Origin of the sequence: Desulfosporosinus sp. I2 (genome assembly GCF_000960765.1) — a bacterium.
Taxonomy (GTDB): Bacteria; Bacillota; Desulfitobacteriia; order Desulfitobacteriales; family Desulfitobacteriaceae; genus Desulfosporosinus.
The window spans coordinates 13083-36282 of record NZ_JYNH01000033.1; the positions used below are offsets into that span (position 1 = coordinate 13083).

Sequence of the window (23200 nt, forward strand, 5' to 3'; positions counted from 1 at the left end):
TGCAGCTCTTCTTTTACTTCCCCCTTAGAACATAAAAGGAACGTGTGTTCTATTATATTTGAATAGTTTGGAAATATCAATGGAAAAATCAATGGAAAAATCACATCAAGGCAAGCCGGAACATATATTAACGTCCGGTTTTTTGTTTTGCCTGATAAGAAATATCGAATGTCAGCCTGTTTGTTATGGGAGGAATATTCAGGAAACATGTAGAATGTTACTTGAGATTGGCTTGGACTCGGTAGGAGGTGATATACTCTTGGATTATTTTGGTGAAGACGAGACCTATGTTTTGGCTGAATGCAAATTTTGTGAAAAAGTCGTAAAAGTACCAAAAGATATCTGTGTGCAAACTACAGAGGGCTTGAAGACTAAGAACACTCGTAAATGTGTCTGCGGTTAGGAATTTAATCTAATTAATGGCGTTGCAAAGAGCCTTTCTCCTGGTATACCTGTCATAAACATCATTGCACATGGGAACTCATTTGATATTGAACTTCATCCCGGAGACGTACTTATCAGGAAGAAAGGATTAGTTAAAAAAGAAATATTAGTAGGAATACCCGACCTGTTTATAAGTGAGTATAACAAACCCGGACTGCTGCAACCAGGAAAAATGAGGATTATCTGTTTGATTGATAATAAAAAGAAGGAATTTTTCACTTATTTTAGCAAACAAAATCTATCTCAATTTGAACAAATTTATTTCGAATTAAACAGATATGTGAGAGAAACTCAGGGTACTTGCAGCGTATGTAAACACAACTGGTATTTTAATATGGCCGATGTACTAAGAGAAAAAGGAAAACGAATGAAAGATACGGGAAAAGATCTATTGGCATTAGGATTTCTACCGTTGGCACTTATACCAAATGAACAAATTCGCGATCTGGAACGTTGCCCTAAGTGTGGTTCCAGGGCTGTCACATTAAGGGACGTAATCAACAGAAAATAACCATAACCGGCCCTACATCTTACGTACACCTCATACAAAAAAATTGCTACGTTCAACTACTATGCTATAATTAAAACAATTAGGGGTTTCTTGGCAAGAAAATGATATATAATTTCGCAAATGGGGGTTTTTATTTGATTCGGCAAAAATATAAATTTCTTGAATTCTTTGCCGGAGTAGGCTTAGCCAAATTGGGATTAGGCCATAATTGGGAATGTATTTGGGCTAATGACATCAGCTCCAAAAAAGCAGAAATCTATCGAATGAACCACGAAGCAAGTCACTTTGTACTTGGAGATGTTGCTGACGTATCGAACATTCCGATAGATGCTGATATGGCTTGGGCTTCTTTCCCTTGTCAAGACCTATCTCTAGCCGGTTGGCGAAGTGGAATGCTAGCACGTCGAAGTGGAGCATTTTGGCCTTTCTGGAACCATATATTTTGTCTTTTACAGTTGGGTAATAGACCACCACTAATAGTTATTGAGAATGTGGTTGGGTTGATTCACAGCGGTGATTTTGAAGGTCTATGTGAATCTTTGCTTTCATTAGGAATGCAGTTTGGGGCATTGGTAATTGACGCATCACACTTTGTGCCTCAATCTCGCCAAAGAGTATTTCTTGTTGCTGTAGATCTAACTGTTCCTGTTGACAACTTTACAATTAACGGAGCTGTAAACTCAATTTGGTTCCCGGAAGCTTTATTAAAGGCAAAATCAATGCTTCCAGCCCATCTTCAAACTGTATGGAGATGGTGGAATGTATCAGTTCCAGAGAACAATTATGTACCAAATATCACCGAAATTATCGAACGTGAACCAACCGGTGTATCATGGAATTCGGATGAAGAAACGCAACGATTGCTCTCGATGATGACGGATCGAAATCGTAATAAAGTTGAAGCTGCACGTTTAGCTGGTGGTGTTCAAGTCGGCTTTCTTTATAAACGTATTAGGCAAGGGGTACAGCGAGCTGAGGTTCGTTTTGACGGTATCGCGGGATGTCTACGGACACCCAGAGGAGGTTCAAGTAGACAAACTGTTGTCGTTGTTGAGAATGGGGTAATTCGTACACGTTTACTTTCACCTCGGGAGGCAGCAAGGCTAATGGGGGTCGAAGACACGTTTTGGTTACCAGATGCCTACAACCATGCCTATGAAGCTATGGGTGATGGTCTTGTTGTACCAGTCGTATCTTGGTTGTCACGACAATTACTTGAACCATTACAATCAGCATGTAATGTATTAGGAAGTCTTGCTCGCGGAGGTAGTCAAATAATCGAGAGACAGGATGTTATTGCTTCGTATCGTTCTACGCAACGACTTGTAGAAAGGTGGAGAACAGGTTGAATACGACAAATTCTCATATGGAAGTGGCTTTAGAAGCACTCAGGTCTTGGTATGAGAGTCAAAAACCTAGCCCAGACCAGGAACCAAAACGTTATGTAGTTTGTGCTGGACTTGCTATTACTGAGCTAATAAAGGACACTTTTCCTCTGTCGTTAGGAGATTACATAACAGAGAAGAATCAAGTTCGTAAAACCGGGGGGCCAACTATAAAGGCTCTTTTGCTGAGATTTGGTGAAACACGCGAATATGCTCGGGAAGGTGGTAGGACAACAAGAGGAACCAGAATCTCTGCAGAAGAATTGGTCAGGCGATTGAATGCACTTGAAGTTCTCTCTAGGCTTTCCAATTCTGAACGACAGGATGTTATGGAAAGTCTTCAACGATGGTTGGTTCAACGAGTAAGAGAATATTTTGAGCGGAGAAAAATTGAAGTTGAAATTTCTTTAGACCGATCTGGACAACAAATTGTTGCAGACATTCTAGATGCAGCAAATGAAAAAGGAGTTGCTGGAGCCGTTGCACAGCATATTGTAGGAGCAAAACTTGCCTTGCGTTATCCCCATATGGAAATTGAAAACCATTCATATACAACTGCTGATATTCAGTTAGGTAGACCAGGAGATTTTGTTGTTGGGGATACGGTGTTTCATGTGACTGTGGCTCCTATGCCTGCAGTTGTCGAGAAATGTGACCAAAACTTGCGAAACAATTTTAGAGCTATTTTGTTAGTAACAGATTCTAAAACTCAAGCAGCTAAACAAATGGCAGAAATGAGAGGGATATTGAATCGTATTGGTCTATATGCGATAGAAGCGTTTGTCGGACAAAACATAGAAGAAATGAACGAATTTGGTAGGATTTCATTATCCCATGGCTGGCGTAACCTCTTAGAAATGTACAATGAGCGAGTATTAGCAGTAGAAACGGATCGTTCCCTACTGATAGAAATTCCGGCAAATCTTCAATAGTGTTAAGTGCCATTTAAACAAAGCATGTATACAATCAAAATGAAGAAAGATGCCCTCCCACATGTAAGCGTAGGAGGGCGTTGTCATTAAACCGGACTATTTTGCTGGTTGATCAATAGTAGCTGGTTCTTCTAAAGGTACAACAGCGTTAAATCTTACCATAGCAGTGACGACTTCTTTAAGGCTCTTTTTAATGACGAAGATGAGGACGAAGATGAGGACGAAGATGAGGACGAAGATGAGGACGAAGACGAAATGGAGCTATAATGAGCAGGGCTTTCGGGGCTGTACCTAAACGGGTGCAGCTCTTTTTTTATCTGGAGGTGGTTACGCCTGGGGCATAGAAGCATATTCAAATCTGTAGATTGCGAAGGCATTCAGGAAATCGAAGCAAGCGAGGTGGAAATAGCTTGATTTTCCCAATCATTATGATTATGGTGTGCGCTGCCCTGGGGGGCGGCGCTTTTCTTTTCATCAGGCTGTCGGACAAAAGGAAAAAACAGGTTGCGGCAGCGGACGGCCAGCAAAAGACAGCCAATGAGTTTGTCAACGTCAAGGACATCAAAGGCAAATATCTCTACACAAGAGACCAGCTTGTCCTCTGTTATCTAAAAATTAACCCCATCACCATCGACCTGTTCAGCAAGGGCGAAAAACAGCAGTTGATCAAGCAGCTCACAGCGAATATGTCCGGCATACAGCACCCCTTTAAATTTCTTGCCGTATCCCGTCCGGTGGACATTACGCCCCTGATCTCCGAGCTGTCGGCGGCGCTTGCCACCTCCGACCCCAAGCAAAAAGAACTTCTCAAACAGGAAATCCTGGAGATGACCACCTTTGCCCTGTCCGGCGAGGTGGTGGAGCGCCAGTTTTACATCGTTCTCTGGGAAAAAGCCGACGAGGGCGCCGAAAAGGAGTTGCTGGTGAAGGCAAAGGATTTTGCGGGAAACCTCGACGACTGCGGGATTGGCAGCGAAATCCTGGAACAGCAGAATATTGTACGGCTCTGCAACCTCATCAACAACCCCGCCTACATGCACTTGGAGGACACGGACTTTACGCCTTCCATTCCCATTTTACGCGGAGGTGTTGTATTTTGATAGGAATCTCAAGAAAAAAGACCGAGTTTGTACCGGTTAATGAGGCCCTGTTAAACGTCATTTCTCCGATGGGGCTTGAAATCAAGAGAAATAGCCTGGTGATCGGTGAAAACACAGGAAAGATTTACGGCGTTGTTCGCTATCCGCAAAAGGTGGATACGGGTTGGCTGAGTAAAATCACCAACATACCGGGTACCCTTGTTTCCATCGGCATCCAGCCGGTGGACAACAGTGCTTTGATTTCAGCCATATCCAAGAGCATTATTCAAAACCGGGCTACCGCCGACGGTGCCAAGGACCCTCTTACCAGGCAGAGAAGCGAAAAAGCCGCGGAGGACGGAGAGCGGATCATGCTTCAGATCGACCAAAACGGCGAAACCGTGGCCTTGATGAGCCTTGTCATCATGCCAGTGGCCCATGACGAAAAAAGCTTTGTCAAGGGGTGCCGAAGGGTGGAGAGTGTCGTCAACGTGATGAAATGCAAGGTCAGAACCCTTGCCAACCTGCAAACAGAGGGCTTGCAGAGCATTTCCCCCACCTATCCCTCCAATCCGGTTGTGGAGAGCATTGTACAGAGGATTATCCCCATGAGCACCTTTGTGGGCGGCTTTCCGTTTGCGTCCAGCGGCTTTAATGACGGCACCGGGTACTATTTTGCGAAGGACAACAACGGCGGATTGATCATAGTAGACACCTGGAAGCGCGGCAATGACCGCACCAATTCCAATATGGTCATCATGGGTGTTGCCGGTGTGGGTAAGTCCACCGCCGTCAAGCATATTGCCCTGGCCGAATACATGAAAGGCACCAAGCTGATTTTCATCGACCCCGAATCGGAATACCGGGACCTGTGCCTGAATTTGAATGGCGACTGGATTAACGCGGGAGGCGGTGCCAACGGCAAAATCAATCCTCTGCAAATCCGGCCAGCGCCGAGGGACAGCGAGGATGAGCCGGACGAAAAGGGCGGTAAGCTGTATCGGGACGAGGGCAACGGTATGTCGGACATGGCGCTCCACGTTAAGAATCTGGAGATCTTCTTCAATCTCTACCTGCCCAGCCTCACGGACATGCAGAAGGCCATCCTGAAACAGAGCGTCATCGAGCTTTACAACCGCTTCGGCATCTATTGGAACACGGATATCACCACTCTGTCCAACACACAGTTTCCCACCTTCAGCGATCTGCACAAGCTGATTTCCGAAAAAGCGGAGAAGGACAGCAACAATCCCGTCTATCGTGACCTGGCCTTGTTGCTCTATGATGTAGCCAACGGCAGCGACAGCTTTTTATGGAACGGCCACACCGCCGTTGAAACCCATTCCCGCTGCATTTGTTTGGACACCCATTCCTTGCAAAACACCAGCGAAAACATCAAAAGGACGCAATACTTTAACCTGTTGACCTGGTGCTGGGAGCAGATGTCCAAAGACAGGACCGAGCGTGTATTGCTCATTTGCGATGAAGCCTACCTGATGATCGACCCCCAGGTGCCGCAGAGCCTTGTGTTTTTGCGCAATGTGGAAAAACGGGCAAGAAAATATGAAGCAGGACTAATCATCATCTCCCACAGCGTCGTGGATTTTCTTTCCCCTGAAATCAAGATGTATGGGCAGGCCCTGCTGGACATCCCCTGTATCAAAATCATTATGGGTACGGACGGAAAGAATTTGCAGGAAACAAAGGAGCTTTACAATCTTACCGAAGCGGAGGAAGAATTGCTGGAAAGCAAGAAACGAGGCTACGCCTTATTTGTGATCGGTTCCAAGCGTCTGCACGTCAATTTTGAGATACCTGAATACAAGTTTGACTATATGGGTAAGGCTGGAGGAAGATAAAAAAAGAAGCAGGCTGTATCTCATGCAGCCTGCTTTTCTCACTTTGTCTTTAAGTCCTTAATAATAGCCAGAAGATGCTCCAATTGGCCATCGTTTAGCTTCTTTAACTCATCAATTAAGTCATTTAATTTTGTCGGAAAGCTTACTTCGTCATCAAAGAAATCCTTTGGAGGGACATTCAGATATTCGCAGATATAAAAAAATCCTGTCATGGACGGCAACGACTTTTTGTTCTCAATTTTATTGATATAGCTTTCGCTTTGACCTAAAGACAGGCTCATATCCCTTGCGGAAACCCCTTTTTGTGTGCGGAGCCTAGTTAATCTTTCGTAAAACAAATCCTCATACATTACAATTCACCACCTTGTATATATGATTATAGACAATACATCGGTTCATTATACGGAATTACAGCATATGTTTCTATTGACATAGAGAAATGTATTCCATATAATGTAAGAAAATATATGCCTTAATTCCTTATTATTATGAGAAAGGTGGTTGCATGAAATGACGTTGCTATTTAAAGAAGCCAATATAAGGCCTGCCTGCTGCTTTGCGGGACCCCGCCCTCAAAGCCTTCCCATTGGGTTTGACGAAGAAAACGCCGGTTGCCTGCGGTTGAAGCAGGTACTGAAGGAACAGGCGGTCTATTTGATTGAAGCTTTGGGAGTTACCAATTTCATCAGCGGTGTTGATTTAGGTGTAGGCCAGTTTGCCGCAGAAATCGTCCTTAACCTCAAAAGAGACTATCCTGAAATTACCCTGGAGTGCGTTATTCCCTGTGAGGATCAGGCGGCAAAATGGACGATAGCGCAGCGTGACAGGTACTTTTCTATTGTGGAACGATGCGATAAGGAAACCCTTTTGCAGCGTCATTACACTAAGGATTGCATCAAAAAGAAAAAGGAATATATGGTCAAGCAAAGTAATTATGTGCTTGCGGTATGGAACGGCAAGCCCGGCGGCGCGGGCAACATCCTTTCTTTTGCCCGCACCTTGGGAAAGACTGTGATTTTGATTGACCCCAATACCTTTGAAGTGCGAACTGATTCTAATAAACACTAGCGACACAGCCCAATGAACCGTAAAGGCGCTCCTACTGACAGGAGCGCCTTTTAAATGGAGGTGATTTGATTTTATGGCAATTGATCCAGCAACGGCAAAGCTTCTTGTACAGGCGGCCTTAAAGCTTGCATCTGATGAGGAAGCAAGAAAAAGGCTGCTGATTATTATTCTTACACCCTTGCTGTGTGTAGTTCTTATCCTGACGGCCTTCGTTTATATCCTTACTCACCCGCTGGAATTTTTGGGTGAGTTTTTCGATAGCCGGGCCATTACCGAGGTAGAGCGGCTGCAAAACGACTACGGGATGTACCAATACCTTGCGGCAACGAATTATGAAAGCGGCGTAACATCCTATGAGGGAGTGATCTTTACCGATGGAGCCACGCCGGTGGTGTACTACAACCAGAGAGATGAACGGTTCAGAGACAAGTCTTACGGGACAGACAACATCGGCGGGTATGGCTGCGGTCCCACCGCAATGGCTATGGTAGTATCCAGCCTGACGGGTAAAACGGTTGATCCTGTGGAAATGGCAGAATGGTCTTATGATAACGAGTATTGGGCTCCCGGCGGCGGTTCCTATCATTCCCTTATTCCGGGCGCAGCGAAGGCCTTCGGCTTACAGGTAGAAGGCTGCCAGGCAAAAGAACCGCAAAAAATCATTGATGCCCTGTCCTCCGGTAAGCTGGTGGTTGCCCTTATGAGCAAGGGGCATTTTACATCCAGCGGGCATTTCATCGTACTCAGGGGCGTGACCGCCGGGGGAAAAATCCTGGTGGCCGACCCGGCCAGCAAAAAACGAAGCGAACAGGCGTGGGATTTATCTATCATACTGAACGAAGCCCATAAAAGCGCCGGAGCGGGCGGCCCATTCTGGATTATATCACAATAAAAAGCCCTTTATTTTGAGTGAGCATTATAGAGCGGAGGTAGAACATGAATAACCGCAAAAAACTGATTGAACTGTTTATCTATGTACTGATTGTGGTGATCGGGATCATCCTGCTCCTTACTGCAAATCTCAAAGAGCGGGAAAACAAGCCCTATGACGGAGGTGTTAGCGTTGCTGCTGTATCTTTCAAGTAATGGGAAAAGCGGACTGACAGACTTTATGGAGGGGCAGGAGCTTGTGATAAAGAAGCTCATCGGCAGGTTTTCCTTGAAGCTTTTTGCCGCAAAGGACATGCGGAATTATATAGGCTGCAAGTATTTCCTTGTGGATGTTTCCTGTATAGAGGAACAGCTTGATGATTTCATCGTTGCCCTCCAATCCATGCAAATGATGCTCAATGTGAGAATCATCCCCATCCTGTCGGATATGGCAAATGCAGACGCCTATATCGGCAGGCTGGTGGATATCGGCGTAACAGATATTGTGACCGCCGACAGCATGGACGGTATTAGGGATGAGCTTGCCGAGTGTCTCTCGGAGGATGGTATGCAAAGGTATAAGCGGCCACCGGAAAACTTTAAGAAGGATACCGCCTTTGCAGAAGCCCCGAAGCCGAAAGAGATAGTCAAATACAAGTGGAACAGCCGAAATGTGAAGATTGCCATTGCCGGTACACAGCGGCGCAGCGGTGTTACCGTCACCGCCTTTAACCTGGCGGCCTGGCTCATTGCGCGGGGGGCTTCCGCCTGCTATGTGGAGACCAACACCAACCGGCATTTGAACTGGATCGTCAATATTTATGACGCGGAAAAAGACGGAGAAGCCTATCCTGTCGGCGGTATCGACTGCTATTTTACCAATGAGCTGGATAAGGACTACAACTTTATCATCTACGACTGCGGGGAAATCAAAGAACCACCCACGATATTCAGGGAGGCGGACATCCGTCTGCTCTGCGGAAGCATACTGCCCCATGAGGCAAAAGAATACCTGCAAGTGTTAAATCCTTGCAAGGATATGGAGATCCATAAATTAGGTTTGTGTGTGCCGAAGCCTTTGCAGGAATTTTGCAGAGAATCGTTAAACAAGGATATTCTGATAGCAGAATCCTCCCATGACCTGTTTGAAAACAATATTAACGGACATATCTATCTGCCGATGGTGGAGCGGTATACTGAATGGCACCAAGTTACTGCTCATCCCCCCGCTGTTCGAGCATAAAGGGTTCACGATTTCGGGATCTACAGGAATAGGAACCACCGCTGCGCACAGACTAAGGAGGGGTGAAATGGGATACTTTTCATCACTTTATGCATCAGAGCTTCCACATCGAGCTGTTGCTGTTTATATGTACTTGCATGATCGGGCTGACAAGGACGGTAAGTGTTATCCGGCGATTGGTACCATCGCCAAGGAACTGAAGCTGTCACGAAGCACCGTAAAAAGAGCCATCGTAGACCTTGAAAAGACGGGAAATCTTCGCAAGGAAAATAGATGGCGGGAAAACGGCGGCAAAAGCAGTAACGTGTATTTTGTGTAAGCTCTGAAAATACTTACTTTTAGTAGCATCTCGGAAAGGCAATAACTGACTCTGGGTATTATGGAAGCACCATCCAATTAGCGTTCTTTGACAACTTCACATAGCTAAGATAAGCAAAAGAAGAAGCTCCCCTTTCTCAAAAAGGCAATAGGAAAGAAGCCGGTGTTCCAAGTCGATTTTTAAACCCGGCGAGGCACAGGGGGTATTCATTTAAGCCTGATGTTAAGCTGCTTTTGAAATGTTCAGGAGGCCTATGTCAGAAAGAATAGAAGACTTCAGTATCGCAACTTGCGCATCCAAGTGCTGATTGACTGCCGCCAAAGTTGCTTGCCAAAACCACCGCTTTTTACTTCGACATCGGGCATTCTCAATTTAATTCTCTTGAAAGTACGCTCAACAGTAGTTCTTCGGGCATAAATGCCCTTCCACGCCTTGGAGTCGCGGGGAGTTGGAGTAAAAAGACGCAAATCCCAGTTGGGTTTGGTGTAGACGACACGACCATAGCTGCTTGGAGAACATTCCTGTTGTTTAGGACATTGACTCTTGTCCTTGTAATGAGGGCAACGCCACTTAATCCGATATCCATTATTGTTAAATCCCCAATTGCGCATAGGTAGGTTGGCCATACAGATAGGAACCCCAAAGGCATTGACAGTAAGCGGACCGGAATAGATTGAATGGCCTTTGTTACGGCCATTAAGGTCGATGAAAGGTTCCGTCTGATTGGCCCATAGCAAGCGATAAATATCATAGACATCGTGGGCCGAATCTAAAAGAGCTTTACTAAATTTAAATTCGGGATAGAGATTAAGGAGTTCAACCCAAGAGAAGACAAAGGTGACATTATCATGCCGAGAACCCTGTACTAAACGTAGAAACATCGGAAGGTCATTTGGACTATCTGCCGAAGTAATAGAGTATAGGGTGTGTCCATAAAACCATTGTTCATGATAACTATCCCAACCCCAGTTTGCAGCGGGGTCGGTAAAGGAGCGCTTACACTTGCAGCGGTAAATGCCTTGGGTGTGGCATTTGCAGAGCCTTTTGCCGTAGGGACTGGCACCGGTTAGGAGTGGAGATCCGTCACCGGAAACTGCCAAGTTATCAGGATTACCGAGCAGACCAAGCTTGGACGATGGTATAACGGCACACTCTTTTAATATTCTCTGCAAAATGCGCTCAGGTCTTTTTTCAATAAGCCGACCTTGCAATGCCTTATCGACAAGTTTTTTGACGATACCAGGGTGTTTGGGTTTCAATTTATCACCAGACTTGGGGCGTTTTCGGCCTTTGGATTTGGGTGTTTTGATCTCTTTTTGTGGAGCATCAGCCAGCCACAACCGAGCAAGTAAATCGTAGAAGGTACCGACTCCAGGCGTTTGCCGCTCGAAACCGCAGATAGCAGATAGGACCGGAGAGGCTCTTAATAGATTAACAAACTTAGTAGGATCTTGGGTTTTGCAGTGAACCATGACGACTAAGGCTCTAAAGAGCTCGGGTTGGTTTTGGGCAGGGCGTCCGATAGAGGAATACAGAGGAACAATAACTTCTTTCAAAGGATCGAGGTTTAACACATAAACCTTTTCAACAATAGAGCCATAATAACGAATTTGGGCTTCATGCTCCGGCATTAAAGAGATAAGTTTAGATTTCAGCCAAGTCTGATACTCACCATGTTTACGCCAATTGCCTAACAAAAAATCGCCTCCGTTAATCAACTAGAGAAAAAATCTCTAATCAATTGTGAGGCGAACATTTGTTTGTCAAGTCCTATTTCTGGAAATTACCCACTTTATCGTAAGTTTTTTTGTAATCCGTAATATTGCTTGTTTTAGCTATGTGAAGTTGGGAGAGGTAAGTGGGGGTGAACCAAATATATCCATCCTAGGACCCTTTGGTGGGACTGGGCTGAGAGTTTCCGAGAATCTACTTTTAAACCAAGGGGGTGGTCTGCTTAATTGATGAACTATAGTACAGTTCACAGTGAGCTATGCAGTGAACTACCCACTCCCACTCTAAGAAATAACCTAACATCAGAAAAGAAACAAATAGTCATATTAATAAGTCATATGACAACACATTTTGCAGAATATCGTCTACATCCTGATTATTTAACCTACTTTTTAATAAAGGTTTTTAGCGGTGTACTAAATTCCGCCCAGATACTTTCAATACATGTCCACTTAAATACACTCATCCTTTAATTCATGTTGTCCTCGACTGCATTTGATAATTGACTCCACATGTGCCTTCCTATCCAACTCTCCCACACCAATAAACAACAATATTTTACGCAAGTGATACAGGCTGTCAATTACTTTTATCAATAAATAATTCCAGTGCTAAAAGTGGATATTATACTCGTGGCGCTGCGTACTCTTAATTTCCTGTACCATGTGTAGGCTTTAGGGCTGAGTTTATAGCTTCAATTGCTACACATATAGTTGTGTTTGGATATTAATATATATTATAATATTATTAATTGGTAGCTTCATGGGAAGATTATAATAAAAAATAGGATTTGAGGCGTTAATATGGAAGAACAGATCGTATCCATGAAGAGTGATTTCTTTAAGGCCTTAGCGCACCCTACCCGGGTACGTATCCTCGAACGACTGGCGAAGAACGACGAGGAAGTATGCGTTTGTGAGCTAATCGAGGATTTGGGAGTTGAACAGTCGAATTTATCTCAACACTTAAGTATTTTACGCAAACAACAGATTATTACATCGACTAAAGTGGGCTTAAAAGTCATGTACCGTATCAAATATCCTGAAGTATTAACCATTCTGGAGAAGGTCCAGAAGATTCTTGCCCAACAATTTCAAGAAGGGGAAGCTTTGATGAGGCATCTTGCCGACCGCTAGAAAGGTAGAAATGTCATTTTGATACAACGAATTAAGAACTAGGGGGCATTTTCAATCAGAAGACGATACTCGTCACGTTTGATGTACGGTTAAGCAATACTGCAGGACGTAGCGACGAGTGGTTTCCCCTCAAGCCTGGGACAGACGGGGCGGTCGCCTTAGCGATGACCAAAGCGATCATGGATGCCGGGGAATACGATGCGGACTTTATCAATACTTGGACGACGAGCAGTGTGGATCAACTCAAAACCCATCTGGAGCCCTACACACCGGAGTGGGCTGAGAAAATTAGTGGAGTAGCTGTTCGTCTTTTATCAGGTTATTTCGTCGATAAAACAGGTAAGCCTTGGAGTATGGCCATTATAGGATATGGGATGCTCATCGCAGTACAGCTCTTGGCCATAGCTGATCATTGGCATCTTGCAGTGGTGTTTGTGTTTCTGGAGCGGACCGGTAAAGCCTTGAGAAGCTCAGCTAAGGATGTCATGTTATCCCATGCTACGAAGCAAATGGGAACAGGTATGGGTTTTGGGATTCATGAAGCCATTGATCCGATTGGGGGGATCATTGGGCCAATATTGTTTACAGTGGCTTTGGTCATAAATAATGATTACAAGATGGGGTATACCCTCATGTGGATTCCTGCCTTGTTAACTGTAGTGGTGCTTTTAACTGCCCTATGGAAAGTCACCGAGCCGGCCTTGTTAGAGGATTGCGCGGAAACTCAAAAAGACAAACCTTTCAGGGATGAGCAAGCTCCCCAGAATAATTGGGGTCTGTAGTTTATTTATCTTCTTTTGTGTTCTGGGATTCGCTAACTTTACCTCTTATATAAGCAATGATTAATATAAATGGGAGGGTAAGGGCTTGGGCTCTTGAACCGCGCATTGAGGCAATGGATTTATTATTCACTCTGAATATGGAACATTATTTAAAACAAGAGGGGGAATTTGCTGTGAAAATTGCAATAATATCCGATATTCACGCCAATGTCATTGCTCTAAAGGCTGTACTAAAAGATATTGAAGAACAACAAGTTGACAGGATTTATTGTGTAGGCGATTTAGTAGGCTATGCTCCGTTCCCCAATGAAGTGATAGATTTAATCCAAGAAAAGAACATTCCAACAGTCATGGGTAACTATGACGATGGAATTGGTTATCAGCGATTTATTTGCGGCTGTGACTATAAGGATGCTGAAGCTGAGGCTTTAGGACATGAATCTATAGCGTGGACCAAGAAGCACATTGCTGAGGACAATAAAGAGTTTTTGAGAAATCTCCCCAAAGAAATCCGAGTTACTATCGCAGGTAAGCGATTGCTTTTAGTCCATGGCAGCCCAAAACGGTTAAATGAATACGTTACGGAAGAGATTTCTGAGGATTATGCCAGCGAGCTTATTGCTCTTGCTGACACAGACATTCTCATCTGTGGTCATACCCATCTTCCTTTTACCATGGTCTTGAAAGACAAATTGCTCATTAACGTAGGCAGCGTTGGAAAACCAAAGCATGGGGACCCTCAAGCGATCTATGCACTTATCTCGTTTGCAAGAGACGTAACAGTTGATTTTCGAAAAGTACCTTATGATTATGAGGCAACGGCTACGGCAATTGAGGCCTCTGAGTTACCGAATGAGTTTGCCGAAATAATTCGGACGGGGAAATATTAAAGGTCAATGTAGGAATGACAGGAGACCGTTGGGTACATGTCTAAAATCATTGGGAGAATAGAAATTAACGTTGGATAGAATTGAATGTTAAGAAGTAGAGACCACTCGAATTCGAGTGGTCTCTACTATGACATGGCTAGTCGGATCTGATTTATTTGTTTCTCATGGCAGCATAGAATTTTTTCAAGTTATCGGGCATGGAATACTCCGGCTCTTTCTGTACATCGTCACTTTCACCATAGACTTCTTTTAGTAATGCTTCAATAATCATTGCTTTAGGTGGTATCGTGTATTCGTTTCCTTGATAGACCCACACCCGGCAGTCAACTTCATCCCCGCACAAATCACCACAAGACTCGCACAAACTTTCTTTAACGTCCATTTGAATGTCCCGTCCGTTTACACGGATCGTAGGGGAACTGATAAACTTGTATTGCTTGGCAAGTTCTTCACTAACAACGTTGATTTTGTTGACCAAAACTTCAACACCTGTTGCTTCAAGGACCTTTGAAACTTCGGATAAAGCTTCATCAAGGCTTGTATCCGCTCCCTGACAGCGTGTGCAAACGCTAACATCAAGAAACAAAAAGTCGATGACAATTCGCTTTTTCGCCATTTGGATAGGCTTCGGAACATCACAGCAACCCGGTCCGCAGGAACAGCCATCCAGCGTAACGGTTTGGGTATTCAGGGTCGTATCACCACAATCTGAACAACAGGAACAGTCTACAGAAACATGGTTGTTATCTACCACTTAAAACAACTCCTTATAGTTATTTGTCTTTCGACTTTACCTATAAAGACGCAGCACAGGAAGAAAAGACGCATTATTTACGTCTTTTTTCAACAAAATTTACAATCACTACATTTATGTTGGTAATCTATGATATTGCCCCGACGGTCAAATTCTAGGTGGCAGCATCCTAAGAGCATTTCTTTCAACTTTAGCCGTGCCCTTTGAACCCGGGATTTTGCTCCTGATACCGATAAACCCATTCTTTCGCTCAGTTCCTTCTGGGTCAGATTCTGAAACTCGGTTAATAGGATCGCTTGTTTGTATTTTTCAGGTAAATGATTGATCATGGGTATTAGACATTGGGCGATTTCATCATTGGCAGTCAACTTATCCTCACTATCACTGATAATATCCTCAGGAAATTCTGCGATATCAGATTCAGATTTTCGCGCTCTATAGAAATCAGCTATGACATGCCTTGTTATACTGTATACCCAGGCATGAATTTTGTCAGCTTCTTTTAAAGTACTAATGTTGTAATGGATTTTGAAAAACACATTTTGCAGAATATCATCGACATCTTGATCATTATTAACCCGCTTTTTAATAAAGCTCTTTAAAGGTGTACTAAATTCCGCCCAGATACTCTCAATACATATGTCCACTTAAATACCACTCATCCTTTAATTTATGTTCTCCTTGGCTGGATTTGATAATTGATTTCATACAATATTCTACGCAAGTTAGACAGCCTGTGCAATTACTTTTTTCAACAACGACTTCCAATTTACTAAATAATAATATACGATTATTATAATAAGGTTCTGTGAAGCGTCAAAAGGAGGCTTGCAATGTTATATGGAAAGCTGAAAGAGTATAGGGCTTTGATCACATTCCCATCGTTAACGGAAGCTTTAGGCGCAGAGAAGGTCTTAAACCGTTATAATTGTCCTTTTGCCAGTATTCCTACGCCGCGTAGTTTGCGATCCGGCTGCAATACGTCTTTGTGTTTTCCGCTGGACCGAAAGTCGCTTGTTGATGATCTTATCGATGACGGGGTGGTGCTTACGGGGATGTATGAAGCACGTGAGGATGGATTTTTTTCATTAGTATGGTAATCATTCGTCTAACGCTGTACACTTCAACAGCTTGTGTGGATTAACGGATGGTAATTGGGACCGCAGTTAGACTCCTGAAAGGAGCAGTTTTATGATTTATTTAGATAATGCAGCAACGACTTGGCCGAAACCTCAACAAGTTGTGATGGCTATTGAAGAGGCTCTTGTTCACAAAGGAGGAAATGCCGGTCGGGGAGGGCACGGCGCTGCAATGCAGATGGCACGACTCATTTATCAGGCGAGGGAAGACTTGTGTAGTTTATTCGGCACTAATGATCCGACTCGGGTTATCTTTACCCAGAATGCCACTCATGCTTTGAATCAAGCATTATTTGGACTTTTGCAGCAGGGAGACCATGTCATCACGTCCTCCATCGAGCATAATGCCGTGGCTCGACCGCTTTGGGCTCTTAAACAGAGGGGGGTGGAGGTTAGCGAAGTCCCGGGAGTACCGGGGAAAGAGTTCGATTTGGAAGCTTACTGCAAGGCTTTTCGACCGAATACTAAGTTAGTGGTGACGTTACATGCCTCGAATGTAACGGGTACATTGTTACCTGTTCAAGAAATAGGGCAAATTGCTCATGAGTATGGCGCTTATTATTTGCTAGATGCTGCGCAAACGGCAGGAGTTTTCCCTATCGATATGGGACGTCTTGCTGTGGATTTGCTAGCCTTTCCGGGACATAAAGGCCTTTTGGGGCCTCAGGGAACGGGGGGACTCATTGTAAAGCCAGCAATCCGCCTAGAACCTTTGATTTACGGTGGCACGGGGAGTCTCTCTGAAGAGGACCGCCAGCCAAGTTTTCTGCCGGATGCCTTGGAAAGTGGCACCTTGAATGGTGCAGGCATCGCTGGATTGGGTGCGGGAGTGCGCTACCTCCTTAAAGAGGGAGTCGATAAAATCAGGGCTAGAGAGCAGGCGTTGTGCCGGAATTTATGGAACGGTTTAAGAGAGATTCCGGGGGTTACTCTTTATGGAAGTGACATGGTGGAGCAGCAGTCACCCATTGTAGCCTTTAATATCGGGGAACTCGATTCTGTTGCAGCGGGCTTTATATTAGAAGAGAAGGCAGGAGTCATCGCCCGGGCAGGGTTACATTGCGCTGCCCATGCCCACAGGATGCTGGGAACGTTGGACCAGGGTGTCGTTCGCTTTAGCCCTTCCCATTTAACGAGTGAGGAAGAGATTAAAGCGACACTACTGGCGGTAAAGAGGGTAGCTGAGGAGTTGGGCTAGTCTGTTCGGCAGCTGTGAGTTATTGATTGAGGCATTTGTACTAAAGGGTACAGATGCCTCTACTACTTTTCCTGCTTGATGATCTGATTTTTAAGGAAAGAGAAAAACTATAGGCAAAAAAGATTAAAAAATATAGTGCATAGACTTTAGAATAGTAGTATAATATTAGTATATGATAATTACATAATATAGAGAGGTGTTTTGATGGTCAATAACGAGGGGCAATCAAGTGACATCTGTGTTCTTGGTGGTGGTCCTGCGGGATATGTAGCCGCTATACGGGCCGCTCAATTAGGCGCAAAAGTGTCATTAATTGAGCATAGAGAGGTTGGAGGCACTTGCCTTAACAGAGGATGTATTCCCACAAAAGCATTGCTAAAAACATCGGAAGTTCTAAATCTGCTAAGCAAATCCAAGGAATTCGGCATAGCAGCAACCGTTTCATCCATTGATGCGAGGGTTCTCCAGTCTAGAAAGGATAGAGTTGTCAAAAGCCTCAGGATGGGTGTGGAGCATCTGCTTTCAAAGAATGGTATTGACGTCCTGAAAGGAAAGGGGCGGATTGAATCATCGAAAAGGGTGATCGTTAATACCGAAGATGGAGAAGTTGCAGTGAATTGTAACCGTTTAATTATTACCACGGGTTCGGAGCCCTTAATCCCTAACATACAAGGCATTAAGTTAGCAGGAGTTCTAACGAGCGATGAGGCTCTTGAACTAACCGAGATTCCCGAAAGTATTACCATTATAGGCGCTGGGGCCATTGGGATGGAATTCGCCACACTGTATCATTCCCTTGGTTCAAAGGTTACTGTGATCGAAGTGAAGGATACGATCATTCCTAATGAGGACAAGGAAATAACGGCGGAGCTCTTAAAGATCATGAAGAGGCAAGGGATTAAATTTCAGCTTGGTTCAAAGGTCAAAGGAATTAGTGAATCTCCAAACGGGTTTGAGACCCGTGTTTATGTTGATGGAAAAGAAGTGTCTCTGATTACAGAAAAGATCCTCGTGGCCGTGGGAAGAAAACTTGGTGGGGTATCGCCCGACATCAGTGCTCTTGGCGTAGAGGTAACAAAAGGTTCCATCGTTGTCAATGAACGTATGGAAACCAATGTTCCTGGGGTTTATGCTGCGGGAGATGTGATTGGCGGAAGTCTGCTGGCCCATCTCGCCTTTGCAGAAGGTCGGGTGGCTGCCGAAAATGCCTTGGGCATCAAGAGTAGGCTGAACTACACTGCTGTGCCTTCCTGTGTTTACACCAATCCCGAAGTGGCTGCTGTTGGCTTGAGTGAAGATCAAGCGAAGGAAAAGGGCATTGCGGTCAAAGTGGGGCGCTTTGATTTTAGAAATAACGGCAGGGCCTTATGCCATGGCGAGAGGGAAGGTTTTGTTAAGGTCATAACAGAGGAGGGCACAGGCGTTATTTTAGGAGCACGAATTCTGGGACCCCATGCCTCAGAATTGATAACCGAGATTACCTTGGCAGTGAGTCTAGGGGTCAAAGCAGAGGTGCTTGCCGATATGATCCATCCCCATCCAGCTTTAGCCGAAGCCGTGATGGAAGCGTGCGGTGATGCCATTGGCAGGGCGATTCATAAATAGCGCATCCAGAAAAGCATGATCTATGAGGCGGATGGACCTAGCTTACTTAATTTTAAAATTGGAGGAGTTAAAAATGTCTGAAAAACAGTTGCCAGGTTTTATCATGTGTGTTTGTACAGGGAAATGTCCAGGTTTTCAAAGTATGGATATTTGGGATTTCATCAACCAGGTCAGAGTTGAGCTTCCGGTGGAATACGGATTTATTCACCCCCAGTTATGCGAAGAAGACGGAGACCGATTCTTGGCAGATTATTTAAAAGCACACCGGAAGGTTATTATTGGCGCGTGTGCCCCGAATATGCAGAGGAAAATGTTCAAGCAGGCATTTAAAGATGCAGGACTGGATCTGGAAAAGGATGCCTATATGCTGGATATTCGGGATATGACCAATGAAGCAGCTTTCCAAAAGGTCGAAGAATTAGTAGAGAAAATCGAAGCGGAGGGATAAGCATGAGTGAAGAAACATTTATGGGGGTTCCCAGAAATACGATCGATTGGAGCCCAATTATTGATTTTAATAAATGTAACTACTGTATGGAATGCGTAAAATTTTGCCCGCACCAGGTGTTTGAAGTCAGGGAAAATGAGGACAAAAAGTTCATTGTGAAAAATCCGGACAACTGCGTCGTCTTCTGCCGAGCGTGTGGAAAAACCTGTGGTTTGGATGCCATAACCTTCCCGGATAAGGGAGCAACCACTAAGAAGATCAAAGAAACTCGAAAGGGGATGGCGGGCAATGAGTAAAAGCTTTGCCGTTCTTCCCTGTAATGGGCTGGACAAAGGCGCAGGCTGTATCTCAAGGGAAATAGCTTTACATCTTATAGAGAAATCTGACAGTGAAATGATCTGTCCTGTTTTATACAGAGTAGCGGATGCCAGATATACAAAAATTGCCCAAGAAAAGCCGCTCCTGGTGATTGACGGCTGTCAGACACGATGCGCCAGTAAGCTTGCCTCGGAAAAGGGTTTAAAAGTTACCGCCAAACTAACGGTAACAGAAGAAGCAAAAAATAGGGGGGTTGATCTGGGGGACTCCTTAAGGCTCGGGCAAAATGAAGTAAAACTGGCTGAGATGGTTGCTGATGAACTCCTTCTGGAGAAGGAACCAGAAAAAGCGTCAGAAAGTGAAACGGCGTCAGACAGCGAAATAGTCTACCCTGAAACCTATGATTATGAGGTTTACAAAAAGGACAAATTCATTTTTCGAGTGCCCAAAGAAGGCTTCTTATTTAATGAAAACGATAGTTGGGCGTATATATCCGGCAACAAAGCAAGGGTTGGTGTGACGGATTATGTACAGCAGAGTTTATCCGATATCATGTTTTTTACCCCACCGGTCGTCGGAAGCGAGGTGGAGCAGTTTGGTGAGCTAGGCGCGATCGAATCGGGTAAAGCTGTCTTCGAAGTGGTCTCCCCCGTGTCGGGCAGGATTACAGCGGTTAATGAAGAACTTTCGGTTGCACCGGAACTCATCAACCAGAATCCTTATGAAAAAGGCTGGATTGTTGAAGTAGAATTGACGGATTTGGAAAGTGATAAGGAACTTCTGCTTGAGTTTGAAGGATATTTCAAGATTTTAAAGAGGAAGGTAGATGATTTTCATGTCTGATCGGATTAAAGTAATCCCATGCAGCGGGATGGGCAAGGTATACGGCCTTGTGGCGAGGGAAAGTGCGTTGAAGGTTGTTCAGGAGCTATGCCCTCAGGAATCCAGCACGGTATGTCTAGCTTACATTGTTACAGGGGATCAGGAAGCTAAGGAATTAATCGAGGGAGTCAAATGTATTACTCTCGATGGTTGTCCTTCCATGTGTGCGGAAAAAAATGCTGAGTTGGCAGGTGGATTAGTCACGGAAAAGGTGAGAGTTATCGACTCGTTCCGGAAACACAAAGGAGCAAAGCCGGGTACAGCCACGGAACTCACCGAAGAAGGCTGGCTTATTGTGGATGAAATAGCGGGCGAGATTGCCGAAAAGGTTAAACTATTAAGGAAGGAGGGCTAAAAATGTCCATAAATATGGTTAAAATCGGCGTTGTATCTTGCAGTGGCGAGGACTGTCTGGGAGGGACGATCTCTAGACTGGTAACTAGAAAAATGCTCGAAATCCGTTCGGATGCGACAGTGACGATATGTCTGCCACTCTTTTTAGCAGGGGGAGTAGAAGAACGGGGATTTGCTGAAAAGTTTCCGACGATATCCGTGGATGGTTGTTCAAAAGCTTGCGCTAAAAGAGCTACTGAGAAATATAGTGGTAAGGTGAGTGCCGCAATCGATGTTTCGGATTTTATAGGAAAGGAAGTTGCCGAAGCAGGAGCCTTATCTAGTAGAAATTTAACAGATGAACACAAGGCAATGGTTGAAAAGGTAGTCGGCGAGATAACGACTAGGTTTGATGAAGTATTGCGAGCTGCTCAAAGAGATCAAGTAGCTAAAGTAGCTAAAGGACTAGCTATGGTTGGTAATGGACCCTCTGGGGGATGTGGATGCGGCTGTGGGCCGAAGTAAGGTGAATTTGAAGTGATGTTAAAAAATAGTTATCTTTTTGAATCAAAACGAGGTGGAGAAAGATATGCGCGAAAATGACAACAGCGACTTGTGTTTTGTCACCTGTCCTGGCGGCTCTAATGTATCTTTGCTGGCCTATAAAGCTGCAAGCAAACTGGAGAAGGATAACTATGGTAAATTTGTGCGGCTGGCTGGAGAACATGCCAAAGAGAAAGATCAAATGAGGTTGGCTGATGCGGTAAAGTATGCAAAGCAATGGGTTTTGATCGAGGGATGTAGCAAAGGATGTGGAAAAAAGATTCTCGACTGTGCAGGGATTGAGGCGGATAAACATTTTTTAGTGACCAGTCTCGGCATTGAACGGGAAAACAAAATTGACCATACGCAAGAAGAGTTAGAACAAGTTCTAACTGCAGTCAAAGGCATGCTTAAGTAGAATGGTTTAATTGAAAAGAAAAAACTCAATTAATTAAAAAGGAGAGGTTAATATGACCATGAATTGGTATCCGGTTATTAATTATGATAATTGTATTGAATGTGGATCCTGTATCAATAAATGTTCACACGGTGTTTACGAAAAAGACAGCGCAAAACCTATTGTCATTTATCCAGAGGGATGCATTGATCGCTGTACAGGGTGTCAAGCTTTATGCCCGGCAGAAGCGATCCAGTATTATGGAGATACGGGTGGTACTAAGACAACATGTAGCTGCGGAAGTTGCTGATAAAAACGAACAAGAATTTTTTAGGGATTGAGGGTGAAGGAAGCATGAACAAAAATAAGATCATCATGTTGCTCGGATTAGCGGGTTTTATCGTTATGGCAGATAACTGGGTAGTGTCTCCCATACTGCCGGCTATATCGCAGAATTTAGAAATTGACATTTCAAGGGCGGGACTCTTAATCACGGCCTACATGCTTCCCTTTGGTATTTTTCAGATCATCTTTGGCCCCTTGGCAGATCGATATGGAAAAAAGCAGGTAATCACCTTAGCGATGATTATGTTTACGGTAGCGACTGGGCTTTGTGCGCTAGGCTCAAGTTTAACCAGCTTGTCAATATACAGGGCCTTAACAGGAGTGTTTGCTGCATCGGTGATGCCAATTTCCCTCGCTTTGATAGGGGATATGTTCCCTGTCCAGGAAAGACAGGGTGCAATAGGAACATTTATGGGCATATCGTTTCTTGGACAAGGACTCAGCATGGCCATTGGAGGTACAATCGCTTACTTCCTTAATTGGAGAGGAGTCTTCGGCGCCTATGCGATACTAGCCATAATTCCAACATTACTGCTGTTAATAAATTACAAGTCGCTCCCCTCAGAAAAGCACCCTGACAGCAAGATTTTTGCGCCGTATGCAAAGCTGCTCGGAACTAGCAGAAGTTTGTATACTTATATCATCGTTTTACTGGAGGGTATTTTCATCATCGGAAGCTTTTCTTATGCAGGGGTTTACATTGCCAAAACGTATGGATTCAACTATTTATATATTGGTTTAATTATGACGGCCTTCGGAATCATGTCAGTTATTGGCGGGAGAATGAGCGGTAAGCTAGCGGCTAAAATGGGTGCGCGCAAAGTATTGAGCTTAGGACTGGTGTCAGCCGCAGTTGCTGATATAATTCTCTATCAATATGGTAACATATTGGGAATGTTGATCCTGGGTATTGCTTTATTAGGACTTGGTTTCATCTTTACTCATTCCACGCTCCTCACAAGAGCTACGGAGTTTGCCCAGAAGGCCAG

Annotated in this window: 29 protein-coding genes; 25 read left to right on the forward strand and 4 right to left on the reverse strand. The window is 44.4% G+C overall.

Annotated elements, in window-relative coordinates; translation table 11 throughout:
* The first annotated feature begins 214 nt into the window (after nucleotides 1-214).
* The 6 genes from UF75_RS09910 to UF75_RS09935 all read left to right on the forward strand — a co-directional run bounded on the left by UF75_RS09910 (nucleotide 215) and on the right by UF75_RS09935 (nucleotide 6210).
* The gene (locus UF75_RS09910; protein ID WP_045574448.1) at nucleotides 215-403 is read left to right on the forward strand and encodes a hypothetical protein; all 189 of its coding nucleotides are present in this window, start codon (nucleotides 215-217) and stop codon (nucleotides 401-403) included.
* A 228-nt stretch (nucleotides 404-631) separates the two neighbouring features.
* Entirely contained in the window at nucleotides 632-955 is a 324-nt protein-coding gene (locus UF75_RS09915) for a hypothetical protein (protein WP_045574449.1), read from the forward strand.
* A 134-nt stretch (nucleotides 956-1089) separates the two neighbouring features.
* Nucleotides 1090-2304, forward strand: a complete 1215-nt coding sequence (locus tag UF75_RS09920; RefSeq protein ID WP_197079364.1) for a DNA cytosine methyltransferase — start codon at nucleotides 1090-1092, stop codon at nucleotides 2302-2304.
* Nucleotides 2301-3272 carry a DUF4928 family protein gene (locus UF75_RS09925; protein WP_045574450.1) on the forward strand — a complete coding sequence of 324 codons (972 nt, stop codon included), beginning with the start codon at nucleotides 2301-2303 and terminating at the stop codon, nucleotides 3270-3272. The genes UF75_RS09920 and UF75_RS09925 overlap by 4 nt, the downstream gene beginning before the upstream one ends.
* A 410-nt stretch (nucleotides 3273-3682) precedes the next feature.
* Nucleotides 3683-4372, forward strand: a complete 690-nt coding sequence (locus UF75_RS09930; RefSeq protein ID WP_045574451.1) for a hypothetical protein — start codon at nucleotides 3683-3685, stop codon at nucleotides 4370-4372.
* Nucleotides 4369-6210, forward strand: a complete 1842-nt coding sequence (locus UF75_RS09935) for a hypothetical protein (protein ID WP_082075087.1) — start codon at nucleotides 4369-4371, stop codon at nucleotides 6208-6210. Before UF75_RS09930 ends, UF75_RS09935 begins: the two co-directional genes overlap by 4 nt.
* Before the next feature lie 38 nt (nucleotides 6211-6248).
* Here the strand turns inward: UF75_RS09935 and UF75_RS09940 are convergent, their stop codons facing one another.
* On the reverse strand, nucleotides 6249-6560 hold the full coding sequence (locus UF75_RS09940; RefSeq protein ID WP_009624140.1) for a helix-turn-helix transcriptional regulator: 312 nt from the start codon (nucleotides 6558-6560) through the stop codon (nucleotides 6249-6251).
* A 160-nt stretch (nucleotides 6561-6720) separates the two neighbouring features.
* Between UF75_RS09940 and UF75_RS09945 the strand changes: the two genes are divergently transcribed.
* The 5 genes from UF75_RS09945 to UF75_RS09960 all read left to right on the forward strand — a co-directional run bounded on the left by UF75_RS09945 (nucleotide 6721) and on the right by UF75_RS09960 (nucleotide 9710).
* Nucleotides 6721-7278 carry an SLOG family protein gene (locus UF75_RS09945; protein WP_045574452.1) on the forward strand — a complete coding sequence of 186 codons (558 nt, stop codon included), beginning with the start codon at nucleotides 6721-6723 and terminating at the stop codon, nucleotides 7276-7278.
* A gap of 73 nt (nucleotides 7279-7351) precedes the next feature.
* Nucleotides 7352-8170: a C39 family peptidase gene (locus UF75_RS09950; RefSeq protein ID WP_045574453.1), complete on the forward strand. Its 819-nt coding sequence runs from the start codon at nucleotides 7352-7354 to the stop codon at nucleotides 8168-8170.
* A gap of 44 nt (nucleotides 8171-8214) precedes the next feature.
* The gene (locus UF75_RS29025) at nucleotides 8215-8364 is read left to right on the forward strand and encodes a hypothetical protein (protein ID WP_197079365.1); all 150 of its coding nucleotides are present in this window, start codon (nucleotides 8215-8217) and stop codon (nucleotides 8362-8364) included.
* Nucleotides 8342-9391, forward strand: coding sequence for a hypothetical protein (locus UF75_RS09955; protein ID WP_242860186.1), 1050 nt, complete (start codon nucleotides 8342-8344; stop codon nucleotides 9389-9391). Before UF75_RS29025 ends, UF75_RS09955 begins: the two co-directional genes overlap by 23 nt.
* Nucleotides 9392-9458: 67 nt before the next feature.
* On the forward strand, nucleotides 9459-9710 hold the full coding sequence (locus tag UF75_RS09960) for a helix-turn-helix domain-containing protein (RefSeq protein ID WP_045574454.1): 252 nt from the start codon (nucleotides 9459-9461) through the stop codon (nucleotides 9708-9710).
* Between the two features lie 275 nt (nucleotides 9711-9985).
* On the opposite strand, the gene UF75_RS29980 is transcribed toward UF75_RS09960, so the two are convergent.
* Nucleotides 9986-11407, reverse strand: a complete 1422-nt coding sequence (locus UF75_RS29980; RefSeq protein WP_052693117.1) for a transposase — start codon at nucleotides 11405-11407, stop codon at nucleotides 9986-9988.
* A gap of 837 nt (nucleotides 11408-12244) precedes the next feature.
* Between UF75_RS29980 and UF75_RS09970 the strand changes: the two genes are divergently transcribed.
* The 3 genes from UF75_RS09970 (at nucleotide 12245) to UF75_RS09980 (ending at nucleotide 14249) form a co-directional block, all read left to right on the forward strand.
* On the forward strand, nucleotides 12245-12577 hold the full coding sequence (locus UF75_RS09970; RefSeq protein WP_045574455.1) for a metalloregulator ArsR/SmtB family transcription factor: 333 nt from the start codon (nucleotides 12245-12247) through the stop codon (nucleotides 12575-12577).
* Between the two features lie 164 nt (nucleotides 12578-12741).
* Nucleotides 12742-13359: an MFS transporter gene (locus UF75_RS09975; protein WP_052693119.1), complete on the forward strand. Its 618-nt coding sequence runs from the start codon at nucleotides 12742-12744 to the stop codon at nucleotides 13357-13359.
* 173 nt (nucleotides 13360-13532) lie between these two features.
* Nucleotides 13533-14249 carry a metallophosphoesterase family protein gene (locus tag UF75_RS09980; protein WP_045574471.1) on the forward strand — a complete coding sequence of 239 codons (717 nt, stop codon included), beginning with the start codon at nucleotides 13533-13535 and terminating at the stop codon, nucleotides 14247-14249.
* A 151-nt stretch (nucleotides 14250-14400) separates the two neighbouring features.
* Here UF75_RS09980 and UF75_RS09985 read toward each other — a convergent pair whose 3' ends face one another.
* Both UF75_RS09985 and sigZ read right to left on the reverse strand, forming a co-directional pair.
* A complete protein-coding gene (locus tag UF75_RS09985) occupies nucleotides 14401-15003 on the reverse strand; it encodes a DUF2703 domain-containing protein (protein ID WP_045574456.1) in 603 nt (200 codons plus the stop codon).
* An 89-nt stretch (nucleotides 15004-15092) separates the two neighbouring features.
* A complete protein-coding gene (gene sigZ, locus UF75_RS09990) occupies nucleotides 15093-15650 on the reverse strand; it encodes an RNA polymerase sigma factor SigZ (RefSeq protein ID WP_197079366.1) in 558 nt (185 codons plus the stop codon).
* Between the two features lie 186 nt (nucleotides 15651-15836).
* On the opposite strand from sigZ, the gene UF75_RS09995 reads away from it, so the two are divergent.
* The 11 genes from UF75_RS09995 to UF75_RS10045 form a co-directional block, all read left to right on the forward strand.
* Nucleotides 15837-16103: a DUF3343 domain-containing protein gene (locus UF75_RS09995; RefSeq protein ID WP_045574457.1), complete on the forward strand. Its 267-nt coding sequence runs from the start codon at nucleotides 15837-15839 to the stop codon at nucleotides 16101-16103.
* 91 nt (nucleotides 16104-16194) lie between these two features.
* Entirely contained in the window at nucleotides 16195-17340 is a 1146-nt protein-coding gene (locus UF75_RS10000; protein ID WP_045574458.1) for an aminotransferase class V-fold PLP-dependent enzyme, read from the forward strand.
* Nucleotides 17341-17544: 204 nt separating this feature from the next.
* Complete coding sequence (gene lpdA / locus UF75_RS10005; protein WP_045574459.1) at nucleotides 17545-18945, forward strand: dihydrolipoyl dehydrogenase; 1401 nt, start codon at nucleotides 17545-17547, stop codon at nucleotides 18943-18945.
* A gap of 73 nt (nucleotides 18946-19018) precedes the next feature.
* On the forward strand, nucleotides 19019-19393 hold the full coding sequence (locus tag UF75_RS10010) for a hypothetical protein (protein ID WP_045574460.1): 375 nt from the start codon (nucleotides 19019-19021) through the stop codon (nucleotides 19391-19393).
* 2 nt (nucleotides 19394-19395) lie between these two features.
* A complete protein-coding gene (locus UF75_RS10015; protein WP_045574461.1) occupies nucleotides 19396-19689 on the forward strand; it encodes a ferredoxin family protein in 294 nt (97 codons plus the stop codon).
* Nucleotides 19682-20554, forward strand: coding sequence for a putative zinc-binding protein (locus tag UF75_RS10020; RefSeq protein ID WP_045574462.1), 873 nt, complete (start codon nucleotides 19682-19684; stop codon nucleotides 20552-20554). The genes UF75_RS10015 and UF75_RS10020 overlap by 8 nt, the downstream gene beginning before the upstream one ends.
* Nucleotides 20538-20948, forward strand: a complete 411-nt coding sequence (locus UF75_RS10025) for a putative zinc-binding protein (RefSeq protein ID WP_045574463.1) — start codon at nucleotides 20538-20540, stop codon at nucleotides 20946-20948. The genes UF75_RS10020 and UF75_RS10025 overlap by 17 nt, the downstream gene beginning before the upstream one ends.
* A 2-nt stretch (nucleotides 20949-20950) precedes the next feature.
* Nucleotides 20951-21451 carry a putative zinc-binding protein gene (locus UF75_RS10030; protein ID WP_082075088.1) on the forward strand — a complete coding sequence of 167 codons (501 nt, stop codon included), beginning with the start codon at nucleotides 20951-20953 and terminating at the stop codon, nucleotides 21449-21451.
* A 37-nt stretch (nucleotides 21452-21488) separates the two neighbouring features.
* The gene (locus tag UF75_RS10035) at nucleotides 21489-21887 is read left to right on the forward strand and encodes a putative zinc-binding protein (RefSeq protein WP_156146357.1); all 399 of its coding nucleotides are present in this window, start codon (nucleotides 21489-21491) and stop codon (nucleotides 21885-21887) included.
* A 52-nt stretch (nucleotides 21888-21939) separates the two neighbouring features.
* Nucleotides 21940-22176 carry a 4Fe-4S dicluster domain-containing protein gene (locus UF75_RS10040; RefSeq protein ID WP_045574465.1) on the forward strand — a complete coding sequence of 79 codons (237 nt, stop codon included), beginning with the start codon at nucleotides 21940-21942 and terminating at the stop codon, nucleotides 22174-22176.
* 44 nt (nucleotides 22177-22220) lie between these two features.
* Nucleotides 22221-23200 (forward strand): MFS transporter (locus tag UF75_RS10045; protein ID WP_045574474.1); only part of this gene is annotated, 980 nt, incomplete at its 3' end.